Source organism: Hyphomonas sp. UBA4494, from assembly GCF_002388935.1.
Classification (GTDB): Bacteria; Pseudomonadota; Alphaproteobacteria; order Caulobacterales; family Hyphomonadaceae; genus Hyphomonas.
Genome location: NZ_DGNK01000018.1, coordinates 51,135 through 75,337, shown reverse-complemented (window position 1 = coordinate 75,337; position 24,203 = coordinate 51,135). Strand labels below are relative to the sequence as shown.

23 protein-coding genes are annotated in these 24,203 nt (G+C 59.6%); 12 read left to right on the top strand and 11 right to left on the bottom strand.

Going from position 1 to position 24,203, the window contains the following annotated elements; all coding sequences use genetic code 11:
* The first annotated feature begins 15 nt into the window (after nucleotides 1-15).
* A complete protein-coding gene (gene nspC / locus B2P82_RS07510) occupies nucleotides 16-1,161 on the top strand; it encodes a carboxynorspermidine decarboxylase (protein WP_290496175.1) in 1,146 nt (381 codons plus the stop codon).
* 3 nt (nucleotides 1,162-1,164) lie between these two features.
* Here the strand turns inward: nspC and B2P82_RS07505 are convergent, their stop codons facing one another.
* From B2P82_RS07505 to B2P82_RS07475, 7 genes are all read right to left on the bottom strand, one after another.
* On the bottom strand, nucleotides 1,165-1,998 hold the full coding sequence (locus B2P82_RS07505) for a carbon-nitrogen hydrolase family protein (protein WP_290496173.1): 834 nt from the start codon (nucleotides 1,996-1,998) through the stop codon (nucleotides 1,165-1,167).
* 19 nt (nucleotides 1,999-2,017) lie between these two features.
* Nucleotides 2,018-3,208 (bottom strand): aspartate aminotransferase family protein, encoded by a 1,191-nt coding sequence (locus B2P82_RS07500; RefSeq protein ID WP_290496171.1) that lies wholly within the window; start codon nucleotides 3,206-3,208, stop codon nucleotides 2,018-2,020.
* Nucleotides 3,209-3,604: 396 nt separating this feature from the next.
* Entirely contained in the window at nucleotides 3,605-4,339 is a 735-nt protein-coding gene (gene hisG, locus B2P82_RS07495; RefSeq protein WP_290496169.1) for an ATP phosphoribosyltransferase, read from the bottom strand.
* A complete protein-coding gene (locus B2P82_RS07490; RefSeq protein ID WP_290496167.1) occupies nucleotides 4,336-5,466 on the bottom strand; it encodes an ATP phosphoribosyltransferase regulatory subunit in 1,131 nt (376 codons plus the stop codon). The genes hisG and B2P82_RS07490 overlap by 4 nt, the downstream gene beginning before the upstream one ends.
* On the bottom strand, nucleotides 5,463-6,947 hold the full coding sequence (gene hisS / locus B2P82_RS07485) for a histidine--tRNA ligase (protein WP_414652020.1): 1,485 nt from the start codon (nucleotides 6,945-6,947) through the stop codon (nucleotides 5,463-5,465). Before hisS ends, B2P82_RS07490 begins: the two co-directional genes overlap by 4 nt.
* A gap of 262 nt (nucleotides 6,948-7,209) precedes the next feature.
* Entirely contained in the window at nucleotides 7,210-7,683 is a 474-nt protein-coding gene (locus B2P82_RS07480; protein WP_206991299.1) for a PaaI family thioesterase, read from the bottom strand.
* A gap of 60 nt (nucleotides 7,684-7,743) precedes the next feature.
* A complete protein-coding gene (locus B2P82_RS07475) occupies nucleotides 7,744-9,108 on the bottom strand; it encodes an ABC1 kinase family protein (protein WP_290496163.1) in 1,365 nt (454 codons plus the stop codon).
* Nucleotides 9,109-9,368: 260 nt separating this feature from the next.
* Between B2P82_RS07475 and B2P82_RS07470 the strand changes: the two genes are divergently transcribed.
* The 6 genes from B2P82_RS07470 to recF all read left to right on the top strand — a co-directional run bounded on the left by B2P82_RS07470 (nucleotide 9,369) and on the right by recF (nucleotide 15,395).
* Nucleotides 9,369-10,151 carry an enoyl-CoA hydratase gene (locus tag B2P82_RS07470; RefSeq protein WP_034810559.1) on the top strand — a complete coding sequence of 261 codons (783 nt, stop codon included), beginning with the start codon at nucleotides 9,369-9,371 and terminating at the stop codon, nucleotides 10,149-10,151.
* 129 nt (nucleotides 10,152-10,280) lie between these two features.
* On the top strand, nucleotides 10,281-10,544 hold the full coding sequence (gene rpsT, locus B2P82_RS07465) for a 30S ribosomal protein S20 (protein ID WP_034810557.1): 264 nt from the start codon (nucleotides 10,281-10,283) through the stop codon (nucleotides 10,542-10,544).
* A 544-nt stretch (nucleotides 10,545-11,088) separates the two neighbouring features.
* Nucleotides 11,089-12,546: a DnaA ATPase domain-containing protein gene (locus B2P82_RS07460; RefSeq protein ID WP_290496161.1), complete on the top strand. Its 1,458-nt coding sequence runs from the start codon at nucleotides 11,089-11,091 to the stop codon at nucleotides 12,544-12,546.
* Between the two features lie 192 nt (nucleotides 12,547-12,738).
* Entirely contained in the window at nucleotides 12,739-13,860 is a 1,122-nt protein-coding gene (gene dnaN / locus B2P82_RS07455) for a DNA polymerase III subunit beta (protein WP_206991303.1), read from the top strand.
* A gap of 100 nt (nucleotides 13,861-13,960) precedes the next feature.
* Nucleotides 13,961-14,257, top strand: a complete 297-nt coding sequence (locus tag B2P82_RS07450; RefSeq protein ID WP_290496159.1) for a putative quinol monooxygenase — start codon at nucleotides 13,961-13,963, stop codon at nucleotides 14,255-14,257.
* 25 nt (nucleotides 14,258-14,282) lie between these two features.
* Nucleotides 14,283-15,395, top strand: a complete 1,113-nt coding sequence (recF, locus tag B2P82_RS07445) for a DNA replication/repair protein RecF (protein WP_206991304.1) — start codon at nucleotides 14,283-14,285, stop codon at nucleotides 15,393-15,395.
* On the opposite strand, the gene B2P82_RS07440 is transcribed toward recF, so the two are convergent.
* Nucleotides 15,392-16,933 carry a TadE/TadG family type IV pilus assembly protein gene (locus tag B2P82_RS07440; RefSeq protein ID WP_290496157.1) on the bottom strand — a complete coding sequence of 514 codons (1,542 nt, stop codon included), beginning with the start codon at nucleotides 16,931-16,933 and terminating at the stop codon, nucleotides 15,392-15,394. The two genes, recF and B2P82_RS07440, sit on opposite strands and share 4 nt — an antisense overlap.
* A 226-nt stretch (nucleotides 16,934-17,159) precedes the next feature.
* Here B2P82_RS07440 and B2P82_RS07435 point away from each other — a divergent pair, with 226 nt between their 5' ends.
* Nucleotides 17,160-17,954 carry a thymidylate synthase gene (locus B2P82_RS07435; protein ID WP_206991306.1) on the top strand — a complete coding sequence of 265 codons (795 nt, stop codon included), beginning with the start codon at nucleotides 17,160-17,162 and terminating at the stop codon, nucleotides 17,952-17,954.
* On the opposite strand, the gene B2P82_RS07430 is transcribed toward B2P82_RS07435, so the two are convergent.
* Nucleotides 17,951-18,307 (bottom strand): carboxymuconolactone decarboxylase family protein, encoded by a 357-nt coding sequence (locus B2P82_RS07430; protein ID WP_206991307.1) that lies wholly within the window; start codon nucleotides 18,305-18,307, stop codon nucleotides 17,951-17,953. The genes B2P82_RS07435 and B2P82_RS07430 overlap by 4 nt on opposite strands.
* Before the next feature lie 81 nt (nucleotides 18,308-18,388).
* On the bottom strand, nucleotides 18,389-19,057 hold the full coding sequence (locus B2P82_RS07425) for a hypothetical protein (protein WP_034810545.1): 669 nt from the start codon (nucleotides 19,055-19,057) through the stop codon (nucleotides 18,389-18,391).
* 159 nt (nucleotides 19,058-19,216) lie between these two features.
* On the opposite strand from B2P82_RS07425, the gene B2P82_RS07420 reads away from it, so the two are divergent.
* The 4 genes from B2P82_RS07420 (at nucleotide 19,217) to B2P82_RS07405 (ending at nucleotide 23,029) form a co-directional block, all read left to right on the top strand.
* The gene (locus tag B2P82_RS07420; protein WP_290496154.1) at nucleotides 19,217-19,753 is read left to right on the top strand and encodes a dihydrofolate reductase; all 537 of its coding nucleotides are present in this window, start codon (nucleotides 19,217-19,219) and stop codon (nucleotides 19,751-19,753) included.
* A 70-nt stretch (nucleotides 19,754-19,823) separates the two neighbouring features.
* Nucleotides 19,824-20,732, top strand: a complete 909-nt coding sequence (locus B2P82_RS07415) for an SMP-30/gluconolactonase/LRE family protein (RefSeq protein WP_290496152.1) — start codon at nucleotides 19,824-19,826, stop codon at nucleotides 20,730-20,732.
* Between the two features lie 23 nt (nucleotides 20,733-20,755).
* Nucleotides 20,756-21,832 (top strand): MBL fold metallo-hydrolase, encoded by a 1,077-nt coding sequence (locus B2P82_RS07410; RefSeq protein ID WP_290496150.1) that lies wholly within the window; start codon nucleotides 20,756-20,758, stop codon nucleotides 21,830-21,832.
* Nucleotides 21,833-21,934: 102 nt separating this feature from the next.
* Nucleotides 21,935-23,029 carry a serine hydrolase domain-containing protein gene (locus B2P82_RS07405; protein ID WP_290496148.1) on the top strand — a complete coding sequence of 365 codons (1,095 nt, stop codon included), beginning with the start codon at nucleotides 21,935-21,937 and terminating at the stop codon, nucleotides 23,027-23,029.
* Here B2P82_RS07405 and B2P82_RS07400 read toward each other — a convergent pair.
* A complete protein-coding gene (locus B2P82_RS07400; RefSeq protein ID WP_290496146.1) occupies nucleotides 23,026-24,201 on the bottom strand; it encodes an Mrp/NBP35 family ATP-binding protein in 1,176 nt (391 codons plus the stop codon). The two genes, B2P82_RS07405 and B2P82_RS07400, sit on opposite strands and share 4 nt — an antisense overlap.
* Nucleotides 24,202-24,203 lie beyond the last annotated feature (2 nt).

Sequence of the window (24,203 nt, the reverse complement as noted above, 5' to 3'; positions counted from 1 at the left end):
CAAGGACCAGACACCATGACCCCACCCGCCCTGCCCGATCACATCCCGACGCCCGTCTTCGTGCTGGACGCGGCGCGCCTGCGCGCAAATCTGGAAACCGCCCAGCGCGTGCGCGAGGCGGCCAGATGCAAGATATTGCTGGCGACCAAGGCCTTCTCCCTGCCGGCGGCCTTTCCGCTGATGACCGACTATCTGGACGGCACCACGGCCAGCGGCGAACAGGAAGCCATCATGGGGCATGAAAGCTTTGGCAAGGAAGTACATGTCTATTCCCCGGCCTATACCGAAGCCGAAGTGCGCCGCCTGACCGAGGTGGCCGAGCATATCTATTTCAATTCTCTCGAACAGCTGGAACGCTTTGGCGACATTGCCCGCGATGGCGACGCCAAGATCGGCCTGCGCGTCAATCCCGGCTATTCAAATGCAACCCTGGGCGGCGACCTCTACAATCCGTGCGCACCAGGCAGCCGATTTGGCGAAGTGCCGTCAAAGCTCGACCAGGTCGACTGGTCCGGCATCGACATCTTTCACGTCCATGCGCTGTGCGAGAGCCTGCATGAAGGCTCAGTCGGGCTGATAGAATTCGTCGCCGAGAATTTCGGTCAGTACATCGAGCAGGTGAATACGGTGAATTTCGGCGGCGGGCACTTCCTCAACAAGGAAGGCTATGACGTCGATGCGCTGATTGCTGCCATCAAGGCGTTCAAGGCGCGCTTTGGCGTGGAAGTCGTGCTGGAGCCGGGCGCAGGCCTCGTCGTGAATACGGGAGAGTTGTACGCGACCGTGCTGGCGCTGCACTGGAACGAGGTCGATCTCGCCATCCTCGATGCCTCCGCCTCAACCCATATGCCAGACGTGCTGGAAGTGCCCTATCGGCCGGACGTGATCGGGGCCGGCCAGCCCGGCCAGAAGGCGCACACCTATCGCTTCGGTGGCAAGACGTGCATGACCGGCGACGTGATCGGAGAATACTCTTTCGATGCCCCACTCAAGCCGGGCGACACGATCGTCTTCACCGACCAGATGCATTATTCCTTCGTCAAGACGAACACGTTTAACGGCACGCCGCTGGCAAACCTGGCGGTGCGCTGGGAAGACGGCATCATCGAGAGCCTGTCCGATTTCGGCTATGAGGAATTCCGCCGGCGATTGGGCCGCTGACCCTCAGCCCTTAGATAGATTGACCTGCTGATCATTCCCGAGTGATGGGATGCGGCGCCGCGCTTTCGCCACAGCTTCCATATCCAGATCGGCCAGGATCACGCCGGGCTCAGCATCCGCCTTTTCCGCCAGCACCTCACCCCAGGGCGAGACGATCAGAGAGTGGCCAAAGGTCTCGCGGCCGTCTTCATGTTTGCCGCCCTGCGCGGGGGCGATGATGAAGCTGCCGGTCTCGATGGCGCGCGCCCGGACGAGGACATGCCAGTGCGCCTTGCCCGTCACGCGCGTGAACGCCGCTGGGATGGTCAGGATGCCTGCGCCCGCCTGCGCAAGCTTGCGATAGAGATGCGGGAAGCGGACATCATAGCAGATCGTCATTCCCAGCTTGCCGAACTCAGTCTCCGCCAGCACGGCGCGCTCGCCCGGCCGGTAAGCGCGGCTTTCGCGATAGCTCTGCCCGTCGCCCACTTCGACATCGAACATGTGGATCTTGTCATAGCGGGCCCGGACGCTGCCATCCGGCGCGATCAGGACAGACCGATTGGCCAGCCGGTCCTCGCCTTCGAGAGTCACGGCGATCGAGCCGATCAGCACCCAGATGCCAAGCTCAGCCGCCAGGGAACGCATCGCGGCGAGCGTCTGGTCATCTGCCTCGGGAACAATCTTTGGACGCGCCTTGCCGGGACGTATGTCCAACAGGTTCGTCATTTCCGGGGTTGTCACCAGTTGCGCCCCCTGCCCCGCCGCGTCGCGGATCAGGGCAGAGGCCGCCGCGATATTCGGGGCGATCTCCACACCCGACCGCATCTGGACACAGGCAACACGAAGATGGGTCATGGCCATTGGCCTCGCCGGATCAGGCTGGCTCCCATTCTGACAGCGCAGCGTCGATGATGCCGGTGGCTTCACGCACATTATCGTCCGTGATGACAAGTGGCGGCGCGAGACGCAGGACCATGTTCCCGGCCACACCGACCAGAAGGTTCTTGTCACGGCAGACGCCTTGCAGGCTTTTCGGGTCGGATTTCATCTTGAGACCGGTGAGCAGCCCTTTGCCGGTCACCGCTTCGACCTTGTCCGGATGGCTATCAGCGAGGCTTTTCAGGCCCTGCGCAAGTGTGCCGGAGACCCGGCGCACTTCAGCCAGGAAGTCTTCGCTGGAAATGATGTCCCAGACGACATTGCCGACCGCCATGGCGAGCGGGTTGCCGCCATAGGTCGATCCATGGCTGCCGGGCTGCATATGTTCGCCGACCGCTTCGGTCGTCAGGCAGGCGCCGAACGGGAAGCCGCCGCCAATGCCCTTGGCCGAGCACAGGATATCCGGCGCGGCGCCTTCAACCCATTCGTGAGCGAACAGTTTTCCTGTCCGGCCCATGCCGCACTGGACTTCATCATAGATCAGCAGGATGCCGTGCTCGTCGCAAAGCTCACGCAGCCCGATCAGACAGGCGTCGGGCATGGCACGTACGCCACCCTCACCCTGGACAGGCTCAACGAAAATGGCAGCTGTGGTCGGCTGGGCCGCTGCCGTCTTCAAAGCGTCATGGTCGCCCCATTCAAGGTGCACAAAGCCCGGCAATTTCGGACCAAAGCCTTCGAGATATTTCGGATTGCCACCGGCATTGATCGCGCCGAGCGAGCGACCGTGGAATGCACCGGTGAACGTAATGATGTCGATGCGCGATTCATTACCATTCGCCCAGTGGTATTTGCGGGCGGACTTGATGGCGCATTCGACGGCTTCGGTGCCGGAATTGGTGAAGAAGACGCGGTCAGCGAATGTATCGCGGCAGATCTTGTCGGACAGTTCTTCGGCGCCGCGCACGCGGAACATGTTGGAGGTGTGCCACAGCTTGCCGGCCTGCTCCTGCAGGGCCTCGACCATGGCGGGATGAGCGTGGCCCAGCGCGTTCACGGCGATGCCGGCGATGAAATCGAGATATCGCGTGCCGTCCTCGGTGAAGAGGCAGACGCCCTCCCCCTTCTCGAAAACCTGCTCTGGCGGCCGGTAGACCGGCATGATGTGCTGGCGCGGATCGCTCATGATAACTCCTTGCGTGCGCAAAATCCTGTTTGGTCCACGCTTGGCCGCGCCGATGGGCGAAGTCAACTCACGGGCTGGTGCACGCCCGCTACAAGCTGACGATTAAGCTGTACTGATCCGCATCATGAAAAAAGTTTAATCGAAAAACGATAATTATGATTGACGTTTATCGATAATCCTTTATTGATAATCAGGAAGCCAAGACGGACCGGGGTGATGTCCAAAACGCCCCCTACCTCACCTGAGCCGTTGCTCCGGACCGTCCTGGTGGACCTGAATTTTTTCGGAAATGAAAAAAGGCGCGGAGAGCTTCCACCAGCTTCCGCGCCTTCCACCGTTTGCAGCGTTTCCTCCCAGAAACTTGCCGTGTCATATGGCCGCGCTTTATTGCGTGTGTCAAGATTGTGAATTCAAATTTTTCAATATGAGCAATTCTTCAACATTTGCTGCACCGCCCAATAGTGACAGGGACTTCAGAGCAGCCTGACTCCATGACGAATTTGCAGACACCGCCAAAACGGCCTCGCTTTTCAACATTATTCCATCTGAAACAATTTTCAGCCCGTTCGCCTTGAGCGTCGCGCCGGTCGAAGTGATGTCGACAATCACGTCCGCTGCGCCAGTGGCAGGCGCTGCTTCGGTTGCCCCCGCGCTTTCGACGAGCCGATATTCACCCACGGACTTGGCGGCGAAGAAGCGCCGTGTCAGCCGCATATATTTGGTGGCTACCCTGAGACGGCGATGATGCGCCTTGCGGAATGCAGCCCCGGCAGCTTCCAGATCAGACATCGTGTCCACATCAATCCAGGCCTGCGGCACGGCGACGATCACATCTGCACCACCAAAGCCGAGTCGTTCCAACACATGGAAATCCTCTGGCCCCGTCGGCGCGAGGTCCTGCAACAAATCTTCACCCGTCACGCCCGCATGGATACTGCCATCGATCAGCCCCTGTGCGATCTCGCGCGCAGAGAGAAGCCGCATATCGACTTCGCCCAATCCCGAGATTTCCGCCTGGTAGCCGCGCTCGCCACCAATCTGGCGCACTTCAAATCCACGGGCTTTCAGCCACTCCTCGGATTTCTCCTTCAGCCGTCCCTTGGAGGGGATCGCAAGTGACAGAACGCTCATGCCGCCTCTCCTTTTGCACGCAGGATGCGATCTGGCCGGACCACGCCGCCAATACCTGACGCCGAGGCCCTAGACCGGGACAGGCCTTCGATCAGGCCATCATAGCGCCCGCCCGAGGCGAGCGGCTGGCGGGAGGTCAAATTCTCACCGAACGATTCGAAGACAAAGCCATCATAATACGTAAACCGCCGACCGAAGCCGGACCGGAAGCGCGCCTCGCTGGCGACGCCCGGCACTGCAGATAGGATCGCCTCCATTCGGCGGGCAACCCGTTCGATTACGGAGGACATGGCCGCGAGCCCGTGTTTGTCACTGATGGTGGCAAGCACGTCAGCCGCCTCCCCTGCTGGGCAGTTCACACCGGCAAGGTCAGACAGCGCTGCCCGCGCCGCCTCCGGCACACCACCTGCGGCATGCACCGCCGCCTTTCCGCGCAGACCCGCGACGATTTCGGCAACGCTGCGGGTACCGATCATCGGAATGCCGCGATCACTCAGAACTTTCAAAAATGCGTCTTCCGCCGCCTTCGCGCCGCCTGCATCCAGAACGGGCTGAAGGTCTGACGCCGGCGGTTGAGGCGCAGCATCGAGCAGCTCGCTGACCCCGCCCTCCTGGCGGAAGGCCCGCTTCAAAAGGTCTGTCGTGATACGCGCAAGACCAAGCGCGTCCACAAAGGTTGGAAAAATCGAGAGGTCGCCCATTTCAGTCGCCGTGGGCGACACATCGCAAGCGGCAACGGCTTCGCGTACCAGCGCAAAAGCTTCAGCGTCCGCATCTGCGCCGCTTTCCTTGCCGAACCATTCAAAGCCGACCTGGGTGAATTCCATCGGGTCGCCAGCAGAGGCCGGCAGTCGGAAGGCCCGCGCGGCATAAGTGTAGGCCTTGGCTCCGTCGCCACCCGCAGCGCGCCTGTCCGCCTCCTGCCCCGCCACCGGCAGGGTGAGGTCTGGCCGCATGACCATTTCATTGCCGCGATGATCGGAGAACACACAGAGACGTGCCCGCACCGCTTCGCCGGAGAGCTCCAGCGGGATATCAGACGGCAGGATATAGGCCGGGTCTACCGGTTCGGCGCCCGTTGCCTCGAAAACGCCGCGTGCTGCAGCGGCGAGAGTCTCGTGCGTCATTTCTGGGCCTCGGTGATCTTGCGAATAGCTTCGACCATTTCGGCGCGGGGCACTTCGAACTGACCTGGACGGGCTTCCCGGTATTCTTCGTTGGACTTGATGGCTTTCGCCTTGAGCGCGCCCATTTCAAGGTCCTTGATCGTGACCGTGCCTTTGGCCAGCTCATCCTCTCCCACCATGACGACAGCAGGCGATGACCGGCGGTCAGCATATTTCATCTGCGGCCGCATGCCGGATGCACCCATATAGGCCTCGGCCCGGATGCCGGCCCGGCGCAGTTCGGTTGCGAGCTGCAGGGCGATGGTCGGGTCTTCCTTGTCGAAATTCAGCACAACAACCGGGCCGTCCAGCGTCTCTGTTTCGCCCATGATCTGCATCGCCGCTGCGAGGCGCGAGATGCCGATGGAGAAGCCGGTCGCCGGAACCGTCTCACCGGTAAAGCGCGCGACGAGGTCATCATAGCGCCCGCCGCCCCCGATGGAGCCGATGCGATAGGTCTTGCCGTCTTCGCCGGTCACTTCGCGGAGAAGCTCGGCCTCATAGACGGGGCCGGTATAATATTCGAGGCCGCGGACAACGGATGGATCGATCACGACATCGCCTTCCGGCGCGCCGAGCGCTTCAAGCGCCCTGGCGATGGCTTCGAGTTCAACGAGGCCAGCCTTGCCCTCTTCGGTATCCCCCGTCGCCTTGACGAGATTGGCCAGCGTTTCAGCGCGCGTGTCGGCCCCCGCCTGCGCGAAGGCGAGTACGCGGGTTACTTCTGAAGCGCCGAGTCCCGCCCCTTTTGTATAATCCCCGCTCTCATCCATACGGCCTGCGCCGAGCAGGTCCGCGACGCCCTCGGCGCCAAGACGGTCCAGCTTGTCCAGCGCGCGCAGGATCGCGAGGCGCGTGTCCGCGCTTGTCGCGCCGACTCCATCAAGCACGCCATTGAGCAAGCGGCGCGTGTTCACGCGGATCACGAACTCGCCCGGTGCCATGCCAACCGCGCGCAGCGCTTCGGCGCCCATGGCGATCATCTCGGCATCGGCATGATAGCCCGGCGCGCCAATCGTGTCGGCATCGCACTGCCAGAATTCACGGAACCGGCCGGGACCCGGCTTTTCATTCCGCCAGACCGGACCGGCGGCATAGCGACGGAACGGCTTGCCCAGCGACTGGCCCGCCTCGGCCACGAACCGGGCCAGCGGCGCGGTCAGATCATAGCGCAGCGACATCCACTGCTCGTCATCATCCTGAATGGCAAACACGCCGGCATTCGGTCGGTCATCATCTGGTAAGAACTTGCCAAGCGCGTCGGCATATTCAAAGGCGCTGGTTTCCAACGCCTCGAAGCCCCATTGGCGGTAGACGCCGGTGATCGTCTCGACCAGCCCGGCCTGAGCATGGATCAGGCTCTCGCGCTTGTCCGGAAAGCCGCGCGGCTTGCGGGCAAGATCCTTGCCGGTGAGGGGCGGTGTGTCCTTGTCGCTCATGATCGTCTCAGGTCCTGGTTGCCGACGCGCTCCGCATAGACGGAGACGCACAGATTGGAAAGGCAACACGTCGGCGCAGCGCGGACCGGGCGCGGCCTGCCTCATCTGGTCTGGTTCGGAAGAATGAACACTTTCAGGAGGCGCAGCCGGACCGGTTCGCGCCTCGTCGGCGCGTCACGAATGATGGTGATGGTGGTGCAGTGCGATGTTCATTGCGTCGCCGGATACGCAGCCACCCGGCCGGAGTCAACCATTGGCCAGGCGGTCAGGCGTCCTGGCTGGCACGCTTGAAGGGCTTCTGCTGGCCGTCGCGGCGCTCGATCACCTTGAAGATGCCCGTGCCCCGCATCAGCAATTTGTCGCCCGTCCAGATGCGGCCTTCGACCGTGAAGATGTCGCCCTGACGACCGACAACTTCGGCCTTGCCTTCGACGAAGCTGCCCATCGACGCGCCGGAGAGGAAATCGCACATCAGACGGACCGTGACCCACCACGTGTCCTCATCCTTTTCGACCGCAGCACCCCAAGCCATGTCGGCAAAGGTCATCATCATGCCGCCATGCGCATTCATCATGCCATTGGTATGGTATTCCTCGACCCTGAAGGCACGCGTCAGGCCGGTCTCGTCCCGCTTCTCGAAGAGGGGCCCAATCTGGCGGCCAAAGCCGCGATGCCATGGCAGGATGGAATAGCCCTCAGGCGTGTCGAAAGTCTGGTTTCTGGTAAGATCGTCGCTCATGGGAATCGGATTAGCGCCTCCTGCCTGAGAGTGCCAGAGGCGAGACAAACTTCCTTTGGGTCAGTCGAGCCCAACAGCAGCCTTGGCCTCAGCCTGCCGCGCGGCGACCTTCTCAATATCGAAGCCTTCGAGGCTTTCATTGAAGAGGCGATAGAAATTCAATTCTGCTCCAAGGCGGAGGTAGGCTGCGCCCAGTCCGATAGCGGCCCGGTCCATGAAGACGAATTCGCGTGGGATCTTAACGGGGCCCTTTTCCTTGAGCAGCTTGCGAACGGCAAAGGCTTCCTTGCGGCCATACTCGCCGGGCGTCACACCGTCCGCGACTGAACGCACGCGGTCGTCCAACAGTGGTCCATATATAAAGCGCGCCCAGATATTCAGCACTTCGACCAGCTCGCGGGACAAGCCGCTGAAGCCCCATTTCTCATAGGCGGCATAGGCCGCGTCGAAATCGTCCGCCAGGATCGCGCGATAGAGATCGACCACGCCGCTGACGAACTCCGGCGGGAAAATGCGGATACAGCCGAAGTCCAGCAGGTTGAGGCCAGTGCCCTCCCCCGTCACCTGATAGTTTCCGAGATGCGGGTCACCGTGGATCACCGCATGGGCGTTGAACGGCCCCCACCATGTCCAGAACAACATTTCCGCAATCCGGTTGCGCACCTCCTGCGGGGCATCCTCAAACGCATCCAGCCGCTTGCCGGATACCCAGCTCATGGTCAGCAACCGGTCGGTGGACAGTTCGGGCACCGGATCCGGCACGGTGACGAAATCGCGATCCGCCAGCATGTTCGCATAGAGTGCCATATGCTTGGCCTCGCGCGCATAATCGAGCTCTTCACGGAGGCGGTCGGTGATTTCGACCACCATCGCGCTCGGGTCGATAGAGCCATCCATCCGCTTGAACAGGCCCAGCATGGTCTTGAGCTGGCCAATATCGGATTCCACCGCGCTGGCCATGTCTGGATATTGCAGCTTGCAGGCGACCCGGCGCCCGTCATGCAGGGTCGCGCCATGGACCTGGCCAAGCGAGGCGGCATGCGAGGCCTCCTTTTCGAACGCGCCGAACTTTTCCTGCCAGTCGGCGCCCAGTTCAGCGCGCATCCGGCGTTTCACGAAAGGCCATCCCATGGCAGGGGCTTCAGCCTGCAGCTGGCTGAGTTCGGCGGCATATTCGGGCGGCAGGAAATCCGGAATGGTCGACACCATCTGGGCCACCTTCATCAGCGGACCTTTGGACTTACCGAGCGCAGCGGCCAGCGCACGGGCAATCTTTTCATCCCCCTGATCCCCCCCGAACAGGCTTTGCGTGGCGAAGGTTAGACCCGCGCCAGACAGGTTGGCACCAACCCGTGCGCTGCGCGCAATCCGGCCCGACAAGCGGTTGCGCTCCGGGTCACGGGGTGTTTGTGTGTCGTCCGTCATGGATGGGATATAGGGTGCTGCCTTGAAAACAACCAATCGCGTATATTGTCGGCCTTTCCCGGCATATGACTCGCAATGGATGACAAATGCGTCATGTTCGCGGTATAGGCCCGCCTTCGCGAATTGATCCGCAACAGAAAAAGCGCATCGCCCTCCAGATTTTGCCGGCCCCGGGCAGCCGGATGTAGAGTGTCCCGAAAGTTAAAGGCCGCTGCAGATCAAATTGCCAGCGCCACACCGCGACGAGCAGGATTTAGTAAATGTCTTACAAAACGCTTCTCACCGAGATTGACCAGGAAGCCGGCTTCGCCGTGATCACGCTCAATCGCGCCGAGAGCCTGAACGCCCTCTGCGAAGAGATGATGAATGAGCTGACAGATGCGCTGGATCGATTTGAAGCCGATCCGGACATTGGCTGCATCATCCTGACGGGCGGCAAGAAAGCCTTTTCGGGTGGCGCAGATATCAAGGAAATTCAGGAAAAAACCTATCCTGAGTCCTATTATGAAGATTTCATCAGCCGGAACTGGGAACGCGCAGCTCGCGCCCGCAAACCCATTGTGGCCGCCGTTTCCGGCTATGCCATTGGCGGCGGATGCGAACTGGCCCTGATGTGCGACATCATACTGGCAGCGGATACCGCCAGGTTCGGACAGCCGGAAGTGCGCCTCGGCGTCATGCCGGGCGCCGGCGGCACACAGCGTCTGGCCCGCGTGATAGGTAAATCCAAGACGATGGAACTCTGCCTGACTGGTCGCATGATGGAGGCTGAAGAAGCCGAGCGTTGTGGCCTTGTCAGCCGGGTCGTCCCTGCCGACGACCTTATGGATGCTGCGCGGGAACTCGCCCGCACGATCGCATCCATGCCTCTGGCGGCCGCCATGCTGACCAAGGAAGCCATCAAAGTGGCCTATGAGACTCCGCTTTCGCAAGGCATCCAGTTTGAACGCCGCATGTTTCAGTCCCTGTTCTCGACGGATGATCAGAAAGAGGGCATGGCCGCCTATGTCGAGAAACGCTCCGCTCATTTCAAAGACAAATGATGCTGAAAGCCCCGGCCCACCTGCTATTTCCTGCAACCAGCCTCAATTGCGCGGTTGACGCCTTCGCACCGTTTATGTATTCCCCCGCCTTCAGCCCGAAGGGAGCCCTTTGGGCCACAGGAGTTTAATATGGCTAATACCCGTTCCGCCAAGAAAATGGTCCGCAAGATTGCGAACCGCACCGAAGTGAACAAAGCCCGCCGCTCGCGCGTGCGTACTTTTGTTCGCAAGGTCGAAGAAGCAATCGAAGCTGGCGACAAGTCTGCTGCCCAGGAAGCGCTGCGCTCTGCTCAGCCTGAACTGATGCGCGCGGTGACCAAAGGCGTCATGCACAAGAATACATCATCGCGGAAAGTTTCGCGTCTGTCAGCTCGCGTCAAAGCGATGGGCTGATCGGACTTTTCCCGATTGGAAATTTGAAACCCGCCTGATGGTTCAGGCGGGTTTTTTCATGTCAATCTCCTAATACAACAAATTGGACCTTTCGAGTTTCAGCATCATTTCTACTGGATGTTTCATGGTAGGATTGCGAATTTGGGCTGACTGACGGGGTCCGGGTTGCGGTAATGTAGGGACTCGTCAGCGATCCTGAGAAACACGTCGATTTTCTGCAGATATCCACAGCCTTATACCCGCGCCCCCTGTTGACAGAACAGGTGCGAACAAATGTGTGGGGCGACTCACTCACAAAAAAAGATCAGTGCTCAAGCACCTGATTTGATTGCGGTTTGAGGTACAGTACGAAGAGTCAACTCATCAAATCCTGTTGTCGCATAAAAGTAGCACTTGTCAGCAAAACCCCCAGTGAGTAATTTCAATTTACCAACAGAAAAGTTCTCCCGACACGGAGTATTGAGTGTGACCGAATTTCGGTTCGGAAGGGAAACTGCGTGCCAGTTGGTCAGGGTGAAATTATAACTAGAAAATGGGGCTCGGCATGGACGGGAACAAACTCTTTGATTCAAAAACTGGCGTAGACTTCGAGAAGATGAATAAAGGCAAGAATGCTCCGGGCAAGGAGATTTGGCTGACTGTCAAAGCCCATCTTGCGACAATCCTCAACACCGCCGACTATGATCGCTGGATCGATGGCCTGCGCTTGGTCGCTGAGTTCAATGGCGAAATGGTGATCGCGGCGCGCGACCCGCTGTCTTTTGACCGCGTGTATGGCGCACACCGCCATGCGATCCAGCGCATCTGGCGCGAGCATGACCCGGCAGGCCGAGCGATCAAGCTCGTCTGCTGGCGTACCGCGCCCGCTGAGCTGCTCGACATTGTCGAGGACCCATGGGCCAAGGCGGAGATCGCCGAGGCCGCGCCCGAGCAGGCGAAACCTGTCGGTTCCGGCTCCGGCGCGCCTGTTATGAGCTTTGAGACGCTCGTCACGGGTGAGGCGAACGAGCTGGCTGTCCAGATGGCCAAACGCATTGCAGGCGGGTTGCCGGTCGGAACGCTGACAACCTTGTTCTACGGCCTGCAAGGCACTGGCAAGACACACATCCTGCACGCATTGAAGACCGCTGCAGAGCAGCGCGGCGAGGATTGTCACATTGTCTATCTGACGGCCGAGGAGTTCCTCTCATCCTACACCGATGGCGTGAAGGTGAAGGATACGAGCGCCCTCAAGAAGCGGCTGCGCGCGGCGACGATCCTGATGATCGACGATCTTCACCGGATCAGCGGCAAGCCCGGCACCGAGACGGAACTGTTTCAGAACATTCGCGAAGTCACGGCCAATGGCGGCCATGTCGTGCTGGCGGGTGACAAGGCCCCCGGCGATGTCACCGGGTTCAGCCCGCGCATGATCAGTGAGCTGAAAGGCGCGACCACTGTTGAGGTTGGCGCACCGGATGCAGGCATGCGGCACCAAATCATGCGCCACCTCGCTGACCACATCGAGGCCGGTCACCCGAACTTTGCGGTCACCGACGAAATGATTGCCGAGTTCAATGCCGGCATCCGTGGTCAGGCCCGCGAGATGACGGGTGCGATCTGGAACCTCTACACCGAAGCGGCCTTCGGCATTCGCACGCCCACAATGGAAATGGTTCACAAGATCATCCGCCGGACCGAAGGCGATGTCCGCCAGCCCTCCATCGAACTGGTCAAGAAGGCTGCCATGAAAGTGTTCGAGGTTTCCAAGGCTGACATGGAGAGCCCGAGCAAGGCACGCGCCGTGGTGTATCCACGCCAGATTGCCATGTATCTCTGCCGCGAACTGACCGGGAAATCCTTCCCGCAGATCGGTTACAGTTTCGGCAAGCGTGACCATACCACGATCCTGTACGCGCACCGCAAAGTGTCCAAGGCCTTGCCTGAGAACAATGAATTGGGCGCGCACATCAAAGCCGTGAACGAGACCATCCTGGAGCTACAGGCGGCAGGCATGAATTAGGCAAACCCAGCTGAGAGCGGCGAATCTACGATCGGCGCTTGGCTTTTGCCTTTGTTTGAGTAAGTGTGCTCGGCCCGCTCTCCCCACAGAGCGGGCCGATTCCATTCCGGACCGCCGGTTCCGGGCGGAAGCGGCAGGACTGGTGAAGAATTCCGGGCCTTTTCCAAGGCCCCCCGATGAACGGAACGGACGATGAAACTGACGATTGAACGCGGCGACCTGCTGAACGCACTCTCTCACGTGCAGAATGTGGTGGAGCGCCGGAACACAATTCCGATCCTCTCCAATGTCTTGCTTCAAGCAAGCAATGGCGAGCTGAAACTCACTGCGACCGATCTCGACATCGAGGCCGTGGACAGCGCGGATGCAACCGTCACGCGCGAAGGCGCGGTCACGGCCCCGGCCGGTACGCTGTTTGACGTCGTCCGCAAACTGCCTGCAGGCTCCGAAGTCGAACTGGAAGTCCAACCCGAAGGCCAGCGCCTCGCGATCACCGCAGGCCGCTCGCACTTTGAACTGCCGACCCTGCCAGCATCCGACTTCCAGACCATGAGCTCTGACGACACGCCGACCAAATTCTCACTTGGCGCTAAGGAATTCGCCCGTTTGATCGACAAGACCCGCTTCGCGATCTCCACTGAAGAAACCCGCTACTATCTGAACGGCGTTTATCTTCACGGAGCCAAGACCGAAGACGGTACGGCCGTGCTCCGCACCGTTGCCACAGACGGCCATCGTCTTGCCCTGGCAGAACTTCCGGCTCCCGCCGGCGCGGAAAATCTCGAAGGCATCATCGTGCCCCGCAAGGCGGTCGCGGAAGCGCGCCGCCTCGTCGACGGGGTGGATGACGACATCGAAATCGAAGTCTCCGACACGAAGATCGTCGTGCGTGCAGGTCGCGCCGTCCTGACTTCTAAACTGATCGACGGCTCCTTCCCGGATTATGGCCGCGTCATCCCGAAAGGGAATGACCGGAAGCTGACCATCGACAACAAGGCCTTCGAAGCCGCTGTCGACCGCGTTTCGACCGTGTCGGCCGAGCGCTCACGCTCGGTAAAAATGTCCCTGTCTGATGGCAAGCTGGTGCTGGCTGTCAATCACGCTGAAACGGGTGTGGGCAATGAAGAACTCGAAGCCGAGTATGGCTCCGAAGCGATGGAAATCGGATTCAACGCGAAATACCTGCTCGACATTGCCGGCCAGATCGAGGCTGTCGAAGCCGAGTTCATGTTCAGTGATCCTGCGTCGCCAGCGCTCGTGCTGGACCCATCAGATGATAGCGCGCGTTATGTGTTGATGCCGCTGCGGGTGTAGTTTGTCTGTGGAGCCGCTGGATCGCCGGACCCTTCTTGCCAGCGCAACCGCAGCGACCGGCTTGGCGGCCTGTGGTATCCAGACCCGGAAGGAGACAAGCATGTACGGCCTCATCGGAAAGTTCACTGCAACGGATGGCAACCGCGACGCGCTGATGCGCATCCTTATCGATGGCGTCTCGGGTATGCCCGGCTGCCTCAGCTATATCGTGGCCAGCGATCCAACCGACGCGAACGCCATCTGGATAACCGAAGCCTGGGATAGTCAGGAATGCCACACGGCGAGCCTGTCGATGCCAATCGTACAGGATGCCATCACCAAGGGCCGCCCAATGATCGCCGGCATGGAACGCATCGCAGAGACCCGGCCCGAAGGCGGCCATGGTCTCGACTCCTGACCTCTGGCCCCTCCATACAGCCTGAATGACCGCCCTGACCCGCCTGACCCTGACTGACTTTCGAAATTACGAGTCGCTCAGCCTGCCACTCGATGGCCGGCATGTCTGTCTCTATGGGTCGAATGGCGCAGGCAAGACGAATTTGCTGGAAGCCGTCAGCCAATTGGGGCCGGGCCGAGGTCTGCGTTCGGCCACCCTGCCGGAAATGATACGAAAAGACGCGCTGGGCGGTTGGACTGTTTCCGCCGCACTCGCAAACGATCAGCGGATCGGCGTAGGTGTCGATACCGGCCCCAGTACGAAACGTACGGTACGTATTGATGGCGCGCCAGCAACCGCATCCGACCTCGCAGATCTTGTGCGCATCGTCTGGCTCACGCCCACAATGGACGGTGTATTTCGTGGCAGCACGTCCGACCGGCGGCGCTTCTTTGACCGTCAGGTCATGGCCCATATGCCGACCCATGGCACCGCTGCGGGCCGTTATGAGAAAGCGATGCGCGAACGCAATGCCCTGCTGGAACGCGGTCATGTGGATCCGGCCTGGGCCGATGCCATCGAGGCCCGCATGGCGGAGTCCGGAGCAGAAATGGCCATTAACCGCGCCCATGTGCTGGAATCCCTGCAGGTGGCGATTGATGCAAGACCCGAAGGCTATTTCCCGAAGGCTGACCTCGCACTGGAAGGCAAGGCCGAACAAGCCGCCATTCGCGGCGATGACTTCAAGACGATCTTCGAAGCGCTGACCGAAACCTTCCGAACGACCCGTCGCCGCGATATCGCCGCCGGACGCACCATTGATGGTCCGCATCGCTCAGACCTCACGGTCATTCACCGGCCAACCGGTGCGCCCGCCAAGGACGCCTCAACCGGCCAGCAGAAGGCCCTGCTCATCGGCTTGATCCTCGCATCGGCTGCGGCGCTCCGCGCTGGCGGCGATGGCCCCTCTCCCCTGCTGCTGTTGGACGAGGCAGCCGCCCACCTTGATGCGGACAGGCGCGCCGCACTGTTTGATGAGCTGGCAGCGCTGGGAGGGCAAGCCTGGCTGACCGGCACCGAAGCCTTCCTGTTCGAAGCATTTGGGGACCGGGCGCAAACCGTACGCGTAGATGACGGAATGGCAGTCCCTGAAACCTAGCTCTTGATGCGCAGATCTGAAATCGACTGGGCGATCTCGCGATAGACTTCCTTCAACTCGTCCCCACTCGACGCATCAAAAGCATAAGACGGGCTGGTGGCGCAATATTCCATAATGGTTTGCCCATCAGACGTGGTCTGCACATAGGATGGCACCTGAAAACCGACCGTGTAAATCTGGACATTGGACGGCTCGGCCTTCATGGCGTCGCATAAATCCATGGCCTGCCTGAAGGAGTTTTTGCTGGCGCTGGGATGGTTTGCATTGAAATCGCCATCTGTCATCAGGATCACGGCCTTGGTCACATTGACCTCGTCATAGTCCCAGGGCTTGGCCGTCTCTGGCCAGACATTTTGCCAGTTCGGCGACAGCAGGTACCACCCCCACGCCACTCCCAGATGTCCGGCGGTGCCGCCATTCGCCGTCATGCTGTTCACATGGGCCGTCAGCGCTGCCTTGTCTTCGGTCAAGGGGACCGGCCCGGTGGCGCGGCACGTCGCATAGTAGAAATCGAGCGCGCCGGTAGAGCCATTCGCGCCGCCATTTTCGATTTCGTTTTCGCCGCGATACTTGTCGCGATCGCTATCATAGAAGTTCCAGCGTGGATTGCCTGCTCCGATCCAGGCAAAGCTGCCCGGCGCTGCGTCGCTGTCAGCATAGGTGCCTGTCCGCTCGTACACACACGTGTCAGTGGCTGACGAGTCTTCCCAGAACCATCGGGCAACGTCCCAGTCATAGTCACCATGCTGGTCACACTCATCCGGATCGCTTTCGGTGCACGTGCCGTTTTCGTAGTACATGAAACGCTTGCCGGTCGCGTCGTCATACATCCGCGCGCTATTGTAGGAATTGTAATTGCTCAACCCATTGCTGTTGGAGGTGTCGGCCGGGATAGTGACCGCACGCGTCACCTCATCAAAATACGCCCCCGCATTGACCGCATTATTGTAGGTCACAATGCCCAGCCTGACCGTGCCGTCCCGCACCTGATCATCTGGCAGCAATTCATCAAACGCGATGACCGCAGCTTCTTTCAACAGGGTCAGCCGATTGTTGCTGTTCATGGAGCCCGATACGTCGAACACAAACGAGACATCGATCTTTCCGACCGAGAAGGTCGAGGTCGAAGCGACGTTGAAGCTCATGTCGTCATTTCCCATGATGTTGGAAATGAAGGTCGGCTGGGTGCAATTCATTTTCCCGAGAATGTCTTCGCTGTCATCGGTGAAGACCACAGTGACGGGTGTACATGTCATACCGCCGCCAGCGCTCGCAATCAGCGGGCTCATGTATTCGCGAATGTCTGCGGTCACTTCCTCATCTGTCGCGCCCGCCTGGCGCGACAACGCCCCAGCCAGCACCGCCGAGTCCATCGCATATTGAACGCGCGCCTGTTGCCTGAAGATAAACTCGAGATCGACAGCCAAACCAACCAGCGCCACCATGGAGGCCAGAATGAACGCAGTGAGCACAGTCAGATTGCCGCGATCATCGCGCGCGAGTGAGTGCGATTGCCTGTTTGCAGGATACATATCCATCACTTGCCCCATCGATCGTCAGCACCTGTCTGCGAATCCTGAGTTTCGCTCAGACTGATTTCCTGCGTCTTCAGATATGGCCTCAAAATTGGTGCGGTGGGGAAAGACAGCATTTACCCTGATTGAGCCTGGACCATCTGGTTAAAACCCGCTGTCGGGCCTTGCCCCCACAGCCTGTTTCCGTGGTATCCTGAACTCTGAAAATCGATTCCCGACCGAGGCCGACATGCAGCAATATCTCAATCTCCTGCAGGACATTTTGGACAATGGCCATGAACGCGGAGATCGGACCGGCACGGGCACACGCGCTGTGTTTGGCCGTCAGATGCGGTTCGACCTTGCCGACGGCTTTCCAATGGTGACCACCAAGAAACTGCATTTGCGCTCAATCATCATCGAACTGCTCTGGTTCCTGAAAGGCGATACGAACATCGCGTATCTGAAGGAGAACGGCGTTTCGATCTGGGATGAGTGGGCCGATGAGAATGGCGACCTTGGCCCCGTCTATGGCAAGCAGTGGCGCAGTTGGGCCGCGCCGGACGGCCGGGTGATTGACCAGATCCAGTGGGTTCTGGACGAAATCCGCACCAATCCCAATTCCCGCCGCTTGATTGTGTCCGCCTGGAACCCGGCCGATGTGAACGACATGGCCCTGCCCCCTTGTCACTGCCTGTTCCAGTTCAATGTCATGGACGGCAAGCTAAACTGCCAGCTCTACCAGCGTTCGGCCGATGTCTTCCTCGGCGTACCGTTCAACATCGCATCCTATGCGCTACTCACCCTGATGATGGCGCGCGCGACCGGGCTGGAAGCCGGCGAGTTCGTCCACACATTCGGCGATGCGCACCTCTACTTGAACCATATGGAGCAGACCCGGCTCCAGCTGACCCGTGAGCCGCGTGCCCTGCCCCGCATGATCCTGAATCCCGACAAGACCGACCTGTTCGGCTGGGAGTATTCAGACTTCACGGTCGAAGGCTACGAACCGCACGCTCACATCAAGGCGCCGGTGGCCGTCTAGGAATCATTGAGGCTCTGCCAAGCCGTCCAGGCGTCGCCCGCATACATCAGGCTTGGGCCACCGCCCATGTAAACGGTCATGCCGAGCGTCTCGGCCACTTCCTCATCCGTCGCGCCCAGCCTCTTGAGCGCCTTGGTGTGAAAGCCGATACATCCATCGCACTGCTTGGCAACGCCGATGGCGAGCGCGATCAGTTCCTTGGTCTTCGTGTCGAGCGCCCCATCCGCGAGAGCGGCCTTCGCCATCGCGTTGAACTGCGTCAGCGTCTCCTTGGCCCCGGTGCCGCGAAGCCCGGATATTCCCTCGCTGATCGCACCCGTTATCACGCCATAGTCCTTCTTGCCGTCCGCCATGATCGACTCCTTATTTGCATATTTGCGCAAATATGCATGTTTCTATGACATCAGCAATATGGGTATTCCCGGATAGTGCAGTCAGGCGGCCGCCGGATCCACGAGACCGAGGTTTTCCCGCCGCCGAATGACTGCCGAAACGATAACCGCGCCGACCATCTTGCCGATCACGAACACGATCCAGTTCCACACATGCAGCGAGTTTCCGGGGTCCATGCCAAGTTCCATCTGCTTGGCGAGATCAGCGCCATACAGAAACACAGTCGTATCGACCGGCGCTGCCAGCGCGCTGGAGAGCAGAATCCGGGTCGATAGCCGATATTTGGTGAAGGTGAACATCAGCCAATCCACCCCCTCGGAAATGGCAAATGCGATGCCGCTGGCCAGCGCAATCACGGGCCACGCATAGTAAAACGACCAGGCGATCGCCATGGCCATCACAAGCAACACCCGGTGGCCCATTTCGCGTTGCACGAAATCGCGGACCACGAACACCATTCCGGTTACCATTGTCATCGGATGGAGAGACACGCCTTGAGCGGTCAGTCCGGTGCCTGTCGGGGCAAGAATCTGAAACTCCGGGATGATCCCGAACGACCAGTTCAAAAAGGGAATGAGTGCGACATAAATGAGCGCCCATCCGCGCCCTCTGAGCAGCCAAATTGCCAAGAACGACAACAGAAGAGCAGGAATTGCCAGTCCGATTTGTTCCGGGTTTCCATTGGTCAGAATCGCTACAATCGATTTCATTCTGATTATCCCCCACGGAACTGTTTTTGGGCTTGTGAAAACTGATGAAAGAAGGTTGCATTCACCATACAAACTCGGCTCTGCATGTATTCACGCAGACGCTTCTGGTCACAAGGGCCGCGCGCGAAATTGGATGCAAGTAGATTGGAACCGGTCACTATGTCGGCACATGTAAAACTTTGCCTGATTGCCGCCAGGGCCAGCAACAATGTGATTGGTTCAGGAGGTGATCTGCCCTGGCGCCTGAAAAGTGACCTAGCATTCTTCAAGAAAGCGACGCTTGGGTGCCCAATCATCATGGGCCGAAAGACCTGGGAAAGTTTGCCGGTGCGCCCGCTCAAAGGTCGCGAGAACATCGTGATGACCCGCGACTGGGCCTACAATGCCGAAGGCGCCCGTGTCTATTCCAGCTTTGCGGCGGCAACGAACTCCGCCCGCGCCGTGGCCGCCAGAACCGACGCCGACAAGGTTTTCGTGATCGGTGGCGAAGCCATCTACAAATTGGCCCTGCCGATTGCAGATCGCCTCTATCTTACGGAAGTCGATGCTGCACCCGATGGAGACGCTCATTTCCCGGAAATCGACGCAAAGCAGTGGAAAGAAACCGGCGCAGAACAGTTCGAGGCCGGCGAAGGCAATGATTTCGCCTTCTCCATCCGCCAGCTCGACCGGATCAGCGCGTTCACTTCCCCCTAGGATACGCGTTGTCCTTCCCCATCGCGACGCCTAACCTCCTCCCAAAAAAGGGCGAGGAGGAAACAGCCACATGGAATACGAAATCATCACGAGCGGTCTGCGCTTTCCGGAGGGCCCGGTCGTCATGGCCGATGGCAGCATTATCGTTGTCGAGATCGAGAAGAAATGCATCACGCGCTGCTGGGGTGACGGCAAGACCGAAGTGATCGCGACGCCCGGCGGTGGCCCCAACGGCCTTGCGATCGGTCCGGACGGCGCACTCTGGGTCTGCAATAATGGCGGCTTCATCTATACTGACATGGACGGTTTGCTCATCCCCGGAAACTGTCCGGACGATTATGATGGTGGCCGCATCGAACGGGTTGATCTTTCTACAGGCAAGGTTGACCGGGTACTGGACACAGTGGGTGGGCACCCCCTGAAAGGCCCCAACGATCTCGTCTTCGACAAGGCAGGCAATCTCTACTTCACCGATCATGGCAAAACCTACTCGCGCCACCGCGATTTCGGCGGGCTCTTTTTCCTCGCCAATGGTGCCAGCGAAGCCAAGGAACTGGACTTCCATTATAGTAGTCCAAACGGTGTCGGCCTTGCTCCTGATGAGCAGACCGTCTTCATGGCCGACACCATGACCGGACGCATGTGGGCGTTTGATTTGGAAAGCCCCGGCATCATCAAACCTGCCTCCCCTTTCAATGGCGGGCGCGTAGTCGCCACCATGCCGGGCCTACAGTATTTTGACAGCCTGGCCATGACGGCGGCGGGCAATGTCTGTGTCGCAACCATTCTGAATGGCGGCATCACAACGATCACGCCGGGCGGAGATTTTCACCACACGGCTTTTCCCGACCAGATCGTCACCAATATCGCCTTTGGTGGCGACGATATGCAGGACGCCTATGTCACCCTGTCGAGTACCGGCCAGCTTGCCAAATGCCGGTGGCCGGAGCCGGGCCTGAAACTGAACTTCAACGCCTAGTTTGCAATTCAGGAGGATAAGCGATGAGAGTTCTCAAAATCATTCTGATCGCCGCGACAGTCCTGGTGCTCGCCGTGATTGGCGCACGCAGCCTGTTCGGCGTACAAATTGGCGAGTTTGCGTTCAAAGCTGCGGTCAAATCGACCTTGGGGCAAAATGCGCTTACCGACGCACCAGACGGTCTGACCGTTGTACTTGTCGGCACGGGATCTCCCCTGCCCGATCCGGGGCGTGTGGGACCCATGACGGTGGTCGTTGCGGGAGACCGCGTCTTTATCGTTGATGCCGGGGCCGGATCAGGCCGAAGATTCGGAGAGCTGCGTCTGCCCTGGACCAATGTCGAGGCGGTGTTCCTGACCCATTTCCATTCCGATCACATTGATGGGCTTGGCGAAGTGATGCTGCAACACTGGGCAGCCGGTGGCGCACAGGCACCCTTGCCGATCAACGGTCCGGATGGCGTCGGCCAGGTCGTCGCTGGCTTCGACGCTGCTTATGCTCTGGATTCTGCATACCGTGTCGCCCATCACGGAGCGGATGTCCTGTCCCCATCTGGACGAGGCGCAGATGCTGTTCCAATCACGCCTGCGAGCACAGCTCGCAAAGTGTATGACCGCGATGGCCTGAACGTTACCGCAGTTTCAGTCGATCATGATCCAGTTGAGCCAGCTGTAGCCTACCGGTTCGACTACAAAGGACGGTCCGTCACGATTTCCGGAGATACGGTCAAGGATCCACGCTTGGTCGCCTTGGCGCGGGACACGGACATACTCGTTCACGAAGCGTTGAATGCCGACATGGTCAGCCAAATCCGCGACCAACTCAATGCGAACGGGCAGGCCCGCCTCGCGGCCATCATGAACGATATCCTCGACTACCACACGACGCCGGTCGAGGGCGCGGAAGTCGCCAGCGAAGCGGGCGCGCGCATGCTGGTCTTCAGCCATTTCGTTCCGGCGGTGCCGAGCCGCCTTCTATACCCGGCATTCCTGAAAGGAACGGATGACGCCTATGATGGCCCGATCATTATGGGCGAAGACGGCATGGCATTCGAATTGTCTGCAAGCAGCGAGAAGATCGTCCGTAAGCGGCTGGATTAGACCCGGTTCGCTTCGGCCAAGGCCTCAAAAAACTTTCAGCTTTTCGATATGCAATGCCGGCCAGCGCCGCTAGATCGGAGCGCTGACGATTTGGAGCGAACCATGAACTACGCGACGATTGTGGCCATGATGGCTGCACTCCTGACCATCGGCTGCACGCCGGAACACGCCGCCTCCTATGATGCACCGGCGATAGACACCAACGACCAACCCTCCCGGGAAATCACGGGCGTTCTGAAAGAGCTGGAGTTTTCTGGCAGCATTCTTGTTGGCAAAAAAGAAGAAATCATCCTGCGTCAGGCTGTGAACGCATGGCCAATCGAAGACGTTCAACCGATCAATTCCGACACCCGTTTCCCAATTGCGTCGATGACAAAGAGTTTCACCGCTTCGCTTGTCCTGCAACTGGTCGATGAGGGAAAACTCGATCTGGACCAGTCACTGGAAGAGCTCCTGCCCGATTTTGAGACGCTCTACGCGCGTGACGTTACCCTGCGCCACCTGCTCCAGAACAGGTCCGGCATTCCGCACTATGTCGACATTCCCGGTTGGTTCGACACTGAGGTGAAGCGATCCTTCACCGATGAGTCCTTTCTGGACACCCTTCAAGCGCTGGACCTGAAATTCCAGCCAGGAAGCGACTACCTGTATTCGAACGTGAATTATTACCTGCTCGCGCGCATCATCGACCGCCATGCTGGCGCCCAATACGAAGACTATTTGCGGTCACAGATTCTCGATCCGCTCGGCCTCGTCCATACCGGGCAGATTTATCAGGACGCAAGTGATCTGGCGGCAAACTATTTACGCACCGATGATGGCGGCTACGAGATCATTCCGATTACCAATCCCGCCCTGTTCCGCGGAACCGCCTCAATGTACTCCACCATTGATGATCTGTTTGCATGGGGACAGGCCGTTCTTAACGGAGACCTCCTGTCCGAAACTGGCCGGAAGGAGGCCTTCAATCCGGAAGCGCCGATGGCCTGGACGGTGACTCAAATGACCATCGGCAGCGGAGAACCGACCGAGGTCATCTTCTATAATGGACGTCTGATCGGCTATCTCAGCCTTGTTTTGCTCCTTCCGGAACAAGACGGTGTCATCGTCGTCCTCAACAACAATACGGTCGGCTACGAGAATCTGTTGACCATAGCGAGCACGCTCGCTGAAGAATACTTCAGTGAGCCGACCTAGTCCTCGAACACAATCTCGGGTGCGGGCTTCGATTGAAGCGTATCCAGCCCCATCGCAACGCGGCGGGCCAGTTCATGAAAGAGCTGGTCCGTTGTTTCATCTGACAGCGCTGCCGGCTTGCCCGAATCGCCACCTTCGCGGATCGCCTGCAACATAGGCAGTTCAGCCAGCAATGGTAAACCAAGGGCGTTCGCCGTGGCCGCACCGCCCCCCTGCCCCATCAGGTAATGGCGATTGCCCGCCGGATCTTCGAACCAGCTCATTGTCTCGACAATGCCAAGGACCGGCACTTCAGTCTTGGCAAACATGGCCGCGCCGCGACGCACATCCGCCAGCGCGACTTCCTGGGGCGTGGTGACGATCAGCGCCGCCGTTACGGGCACGCGCTGGGCTATCGTCAACTGTGCATCCCCCGTTCCCGGCGGCGTGTCGATAATCAGCACGTCCAGCGGATCATCCACGGTACCCCATTCCGCATCGTTCAACATCTGAGTGATTGCTGACATTACTATGGGTCCGCGCCAGATCATCGGCGAGTCCGGATCGGACAAATATCCAATCGACAGCGTCTTCATGCCGAAGGCTTCGACAGGTTGCAGCTTGCCGGACTCCGCGGACGTCACTGGCTCAGCCGACACTGTCCCCAGCATGGTCGGGATAGAGGGGCCATAAATGTCGGCATCCATGAGGCCGACATTCATGCCCGCTTTTGCCATCGCCGCAGCCAGATTGACCGCGACTGTAGACTTGCCGACGCCGCCCTTGGCGCTCGCCACGACTAGAATCCTGGAAACACCGGGGATTGAGGACTTTGGTGTGCTGGCCGGAACATTGCCTTGCTGCATCGCCTCATCCGACAGGCGGGCGCCCTTGCGCACACGTTTGGAGGCGGGCGCATGAGACAGATGAACCTCCTTCGCCGGAGCGACCGCAGCGCGTTCTGCAGTCAGGACGCTGCTCACGGATTTGACCCCGGAGACCAGTTCGACCTTGCCTTCAGCCTCGATCCGGCGGGCCTCAGCGGCCTCTGGCGCGGCTGGGTCCGCCTCGATCACAAGTACCGCGCGACCGTCTTCACCCACCGAAACCGATTCGAGCCAATCGGGCCGACCGAGGGCTTCGATGATCTTTTCTTCGAGTTTCCGGCGTGATTTATCCCTAGATCCGAACAAAA

Bases quoted from the DNA above. Each gene is read 5' to 3' on its own strand.
- nspC (WP_290496175.1), top strand. From the start codon at position 16: ATGACCCCACCCGCCCTGCCCGATCACATCCCGACGCCCGTCTTCGTG.
- B2P82_RS07505 (WP_290496173.1), bottom strand. From the start codon at position 1,998: ATGACCCATCTTCGTGTTGCCTGTGTCCAGATGCGGTCGGGTGTGGAG.
- B2P82_RS07500 (WP_290496171.1), bottom strand. From the start codon at position 3,208: ATGAGCGATCCGCGCCAGCACATCATGCCGGTCTACCGGCCGCCAGAG.
- hisG (WP_290496169.1), bottom strand. From the start codon at position 4,339: ATGAGCGTTCTGTCACTTGCGATCCCCTCCAAGGGACGGCTGAAGGAG.
- B2P82_RS07490 (WP_290496167.1), bottom strand. From the start codon at position 5,466: ATGACGCACGAGACTCTCGCCGCTGCAGCACGCGGCGTTTTCGAGGCA.
- B2P82_RS07480 (WP_206991299.1), bottom strand. From the start codon at position 7,683: ATGAGCGACGATCTTACCAGAAACCAGACTTTCGACACGCCTGAGGGC.
- B2P82_RS07475 (WP_290496163.1), bottom strand. From the start codon at position 9,108: ATGACGGACGACACACAAACACCCCGTGACCCGGAGCGCAACCGCTTG.
- B2P82_RS07470 (WP_034810559.1), top strand. From the start codon at position 9,369: ATGTCTTACAAAACGCTTCTCACCGAGATTGACCAGGAAGCCGGCTTC.
- rpsT (WP_034810557.1), top strand. From the start codon at position 10,281: ATGGCTAATACCCGTTCCGCCAAGAAAATGGTCCGCAAGATTGCGAAC.
- B2P82_RS07460 (WP_290496161.1), top strand. From the start codon at position 11,089: ATGGACGGGAACAAACTCTTTGATTCAAAAACTGGCGTAGACTTCGAG.
- dnaN (WP_206991303.1), top strand. From the start codon at position 12,739: ATGAAACTGACGATTGAACGCGGCGACCTGCTGAACGCACTCTCTCAC.
- B2P82_RS07450 (WP_290496159.1), top strand. From the start codon at position 13,961: ATGTACGGCCTCATCGGAAAGTTCACTGCAACGGATGGCAACCGCGAC.
- recF (WP_206991304.1), top strand. From the start codon at position 14,283: ATGACCGCCCTGACCCGCCTGACCCTGACTGACTTTCGAAATTACGAG.
- B2P82_RS07440 (WP_290496157.1), bottom strand. From the start codon at position 16,933: ATGGATATGTATCCTGCAAACAGGCAATCGCACTCACTCGCGCGCGAT.
- B2P82_RS07435 (WP_206991306.1), top strand. From the start codon at position 17,160: ATGCAGCAATATCTCAATCTCCTGCAGGACATTTTGGACAATGGCCAT.
- B2P82_RS07430 (WP_206991307.1), bottom strand. From the start codon at position 18,307: ATGGCGGACGGCAAGAAGGACTATGGCGTGATAACGGGTGCGATCAGC.
- B2P82_RS07425 (WP_034810545.1), bottom strand. From the start codon at position 19,057: ATGAAATCGATTGTAGCGATTCTGACCAATGGAAACCCGGAACAAATC.
- B2P82_RS07420 (WP_290496154.1), top strand. From the start codon at position 19,217: ATGTCGGCACATGTAAAACTTTGCCTGATTGCCGCCAGGGCCAGCAAC.
- B2P82_RS07415 (WP_290496152.1), top strand. From the start codon at position 19,824: ATGGAATACGAAATCATCACGAGCGGTCTGCGCTTTCCGGAGGGCCCG.
- B2P82_RS07410 (WP_290496150.1), top strand. From the start codon at position 20,756: ATGAGAGTTCTCAAAATCATTCTGATCGCCGCGACAGTCCTGGTGCTC.
- B2P82_RS07405 (WP_290496148.1), top strand. From the start codon at position 21,935: ATGAACTACGCGACGATTGTGGCCATGATGGCTGCACTCCTGACCATC.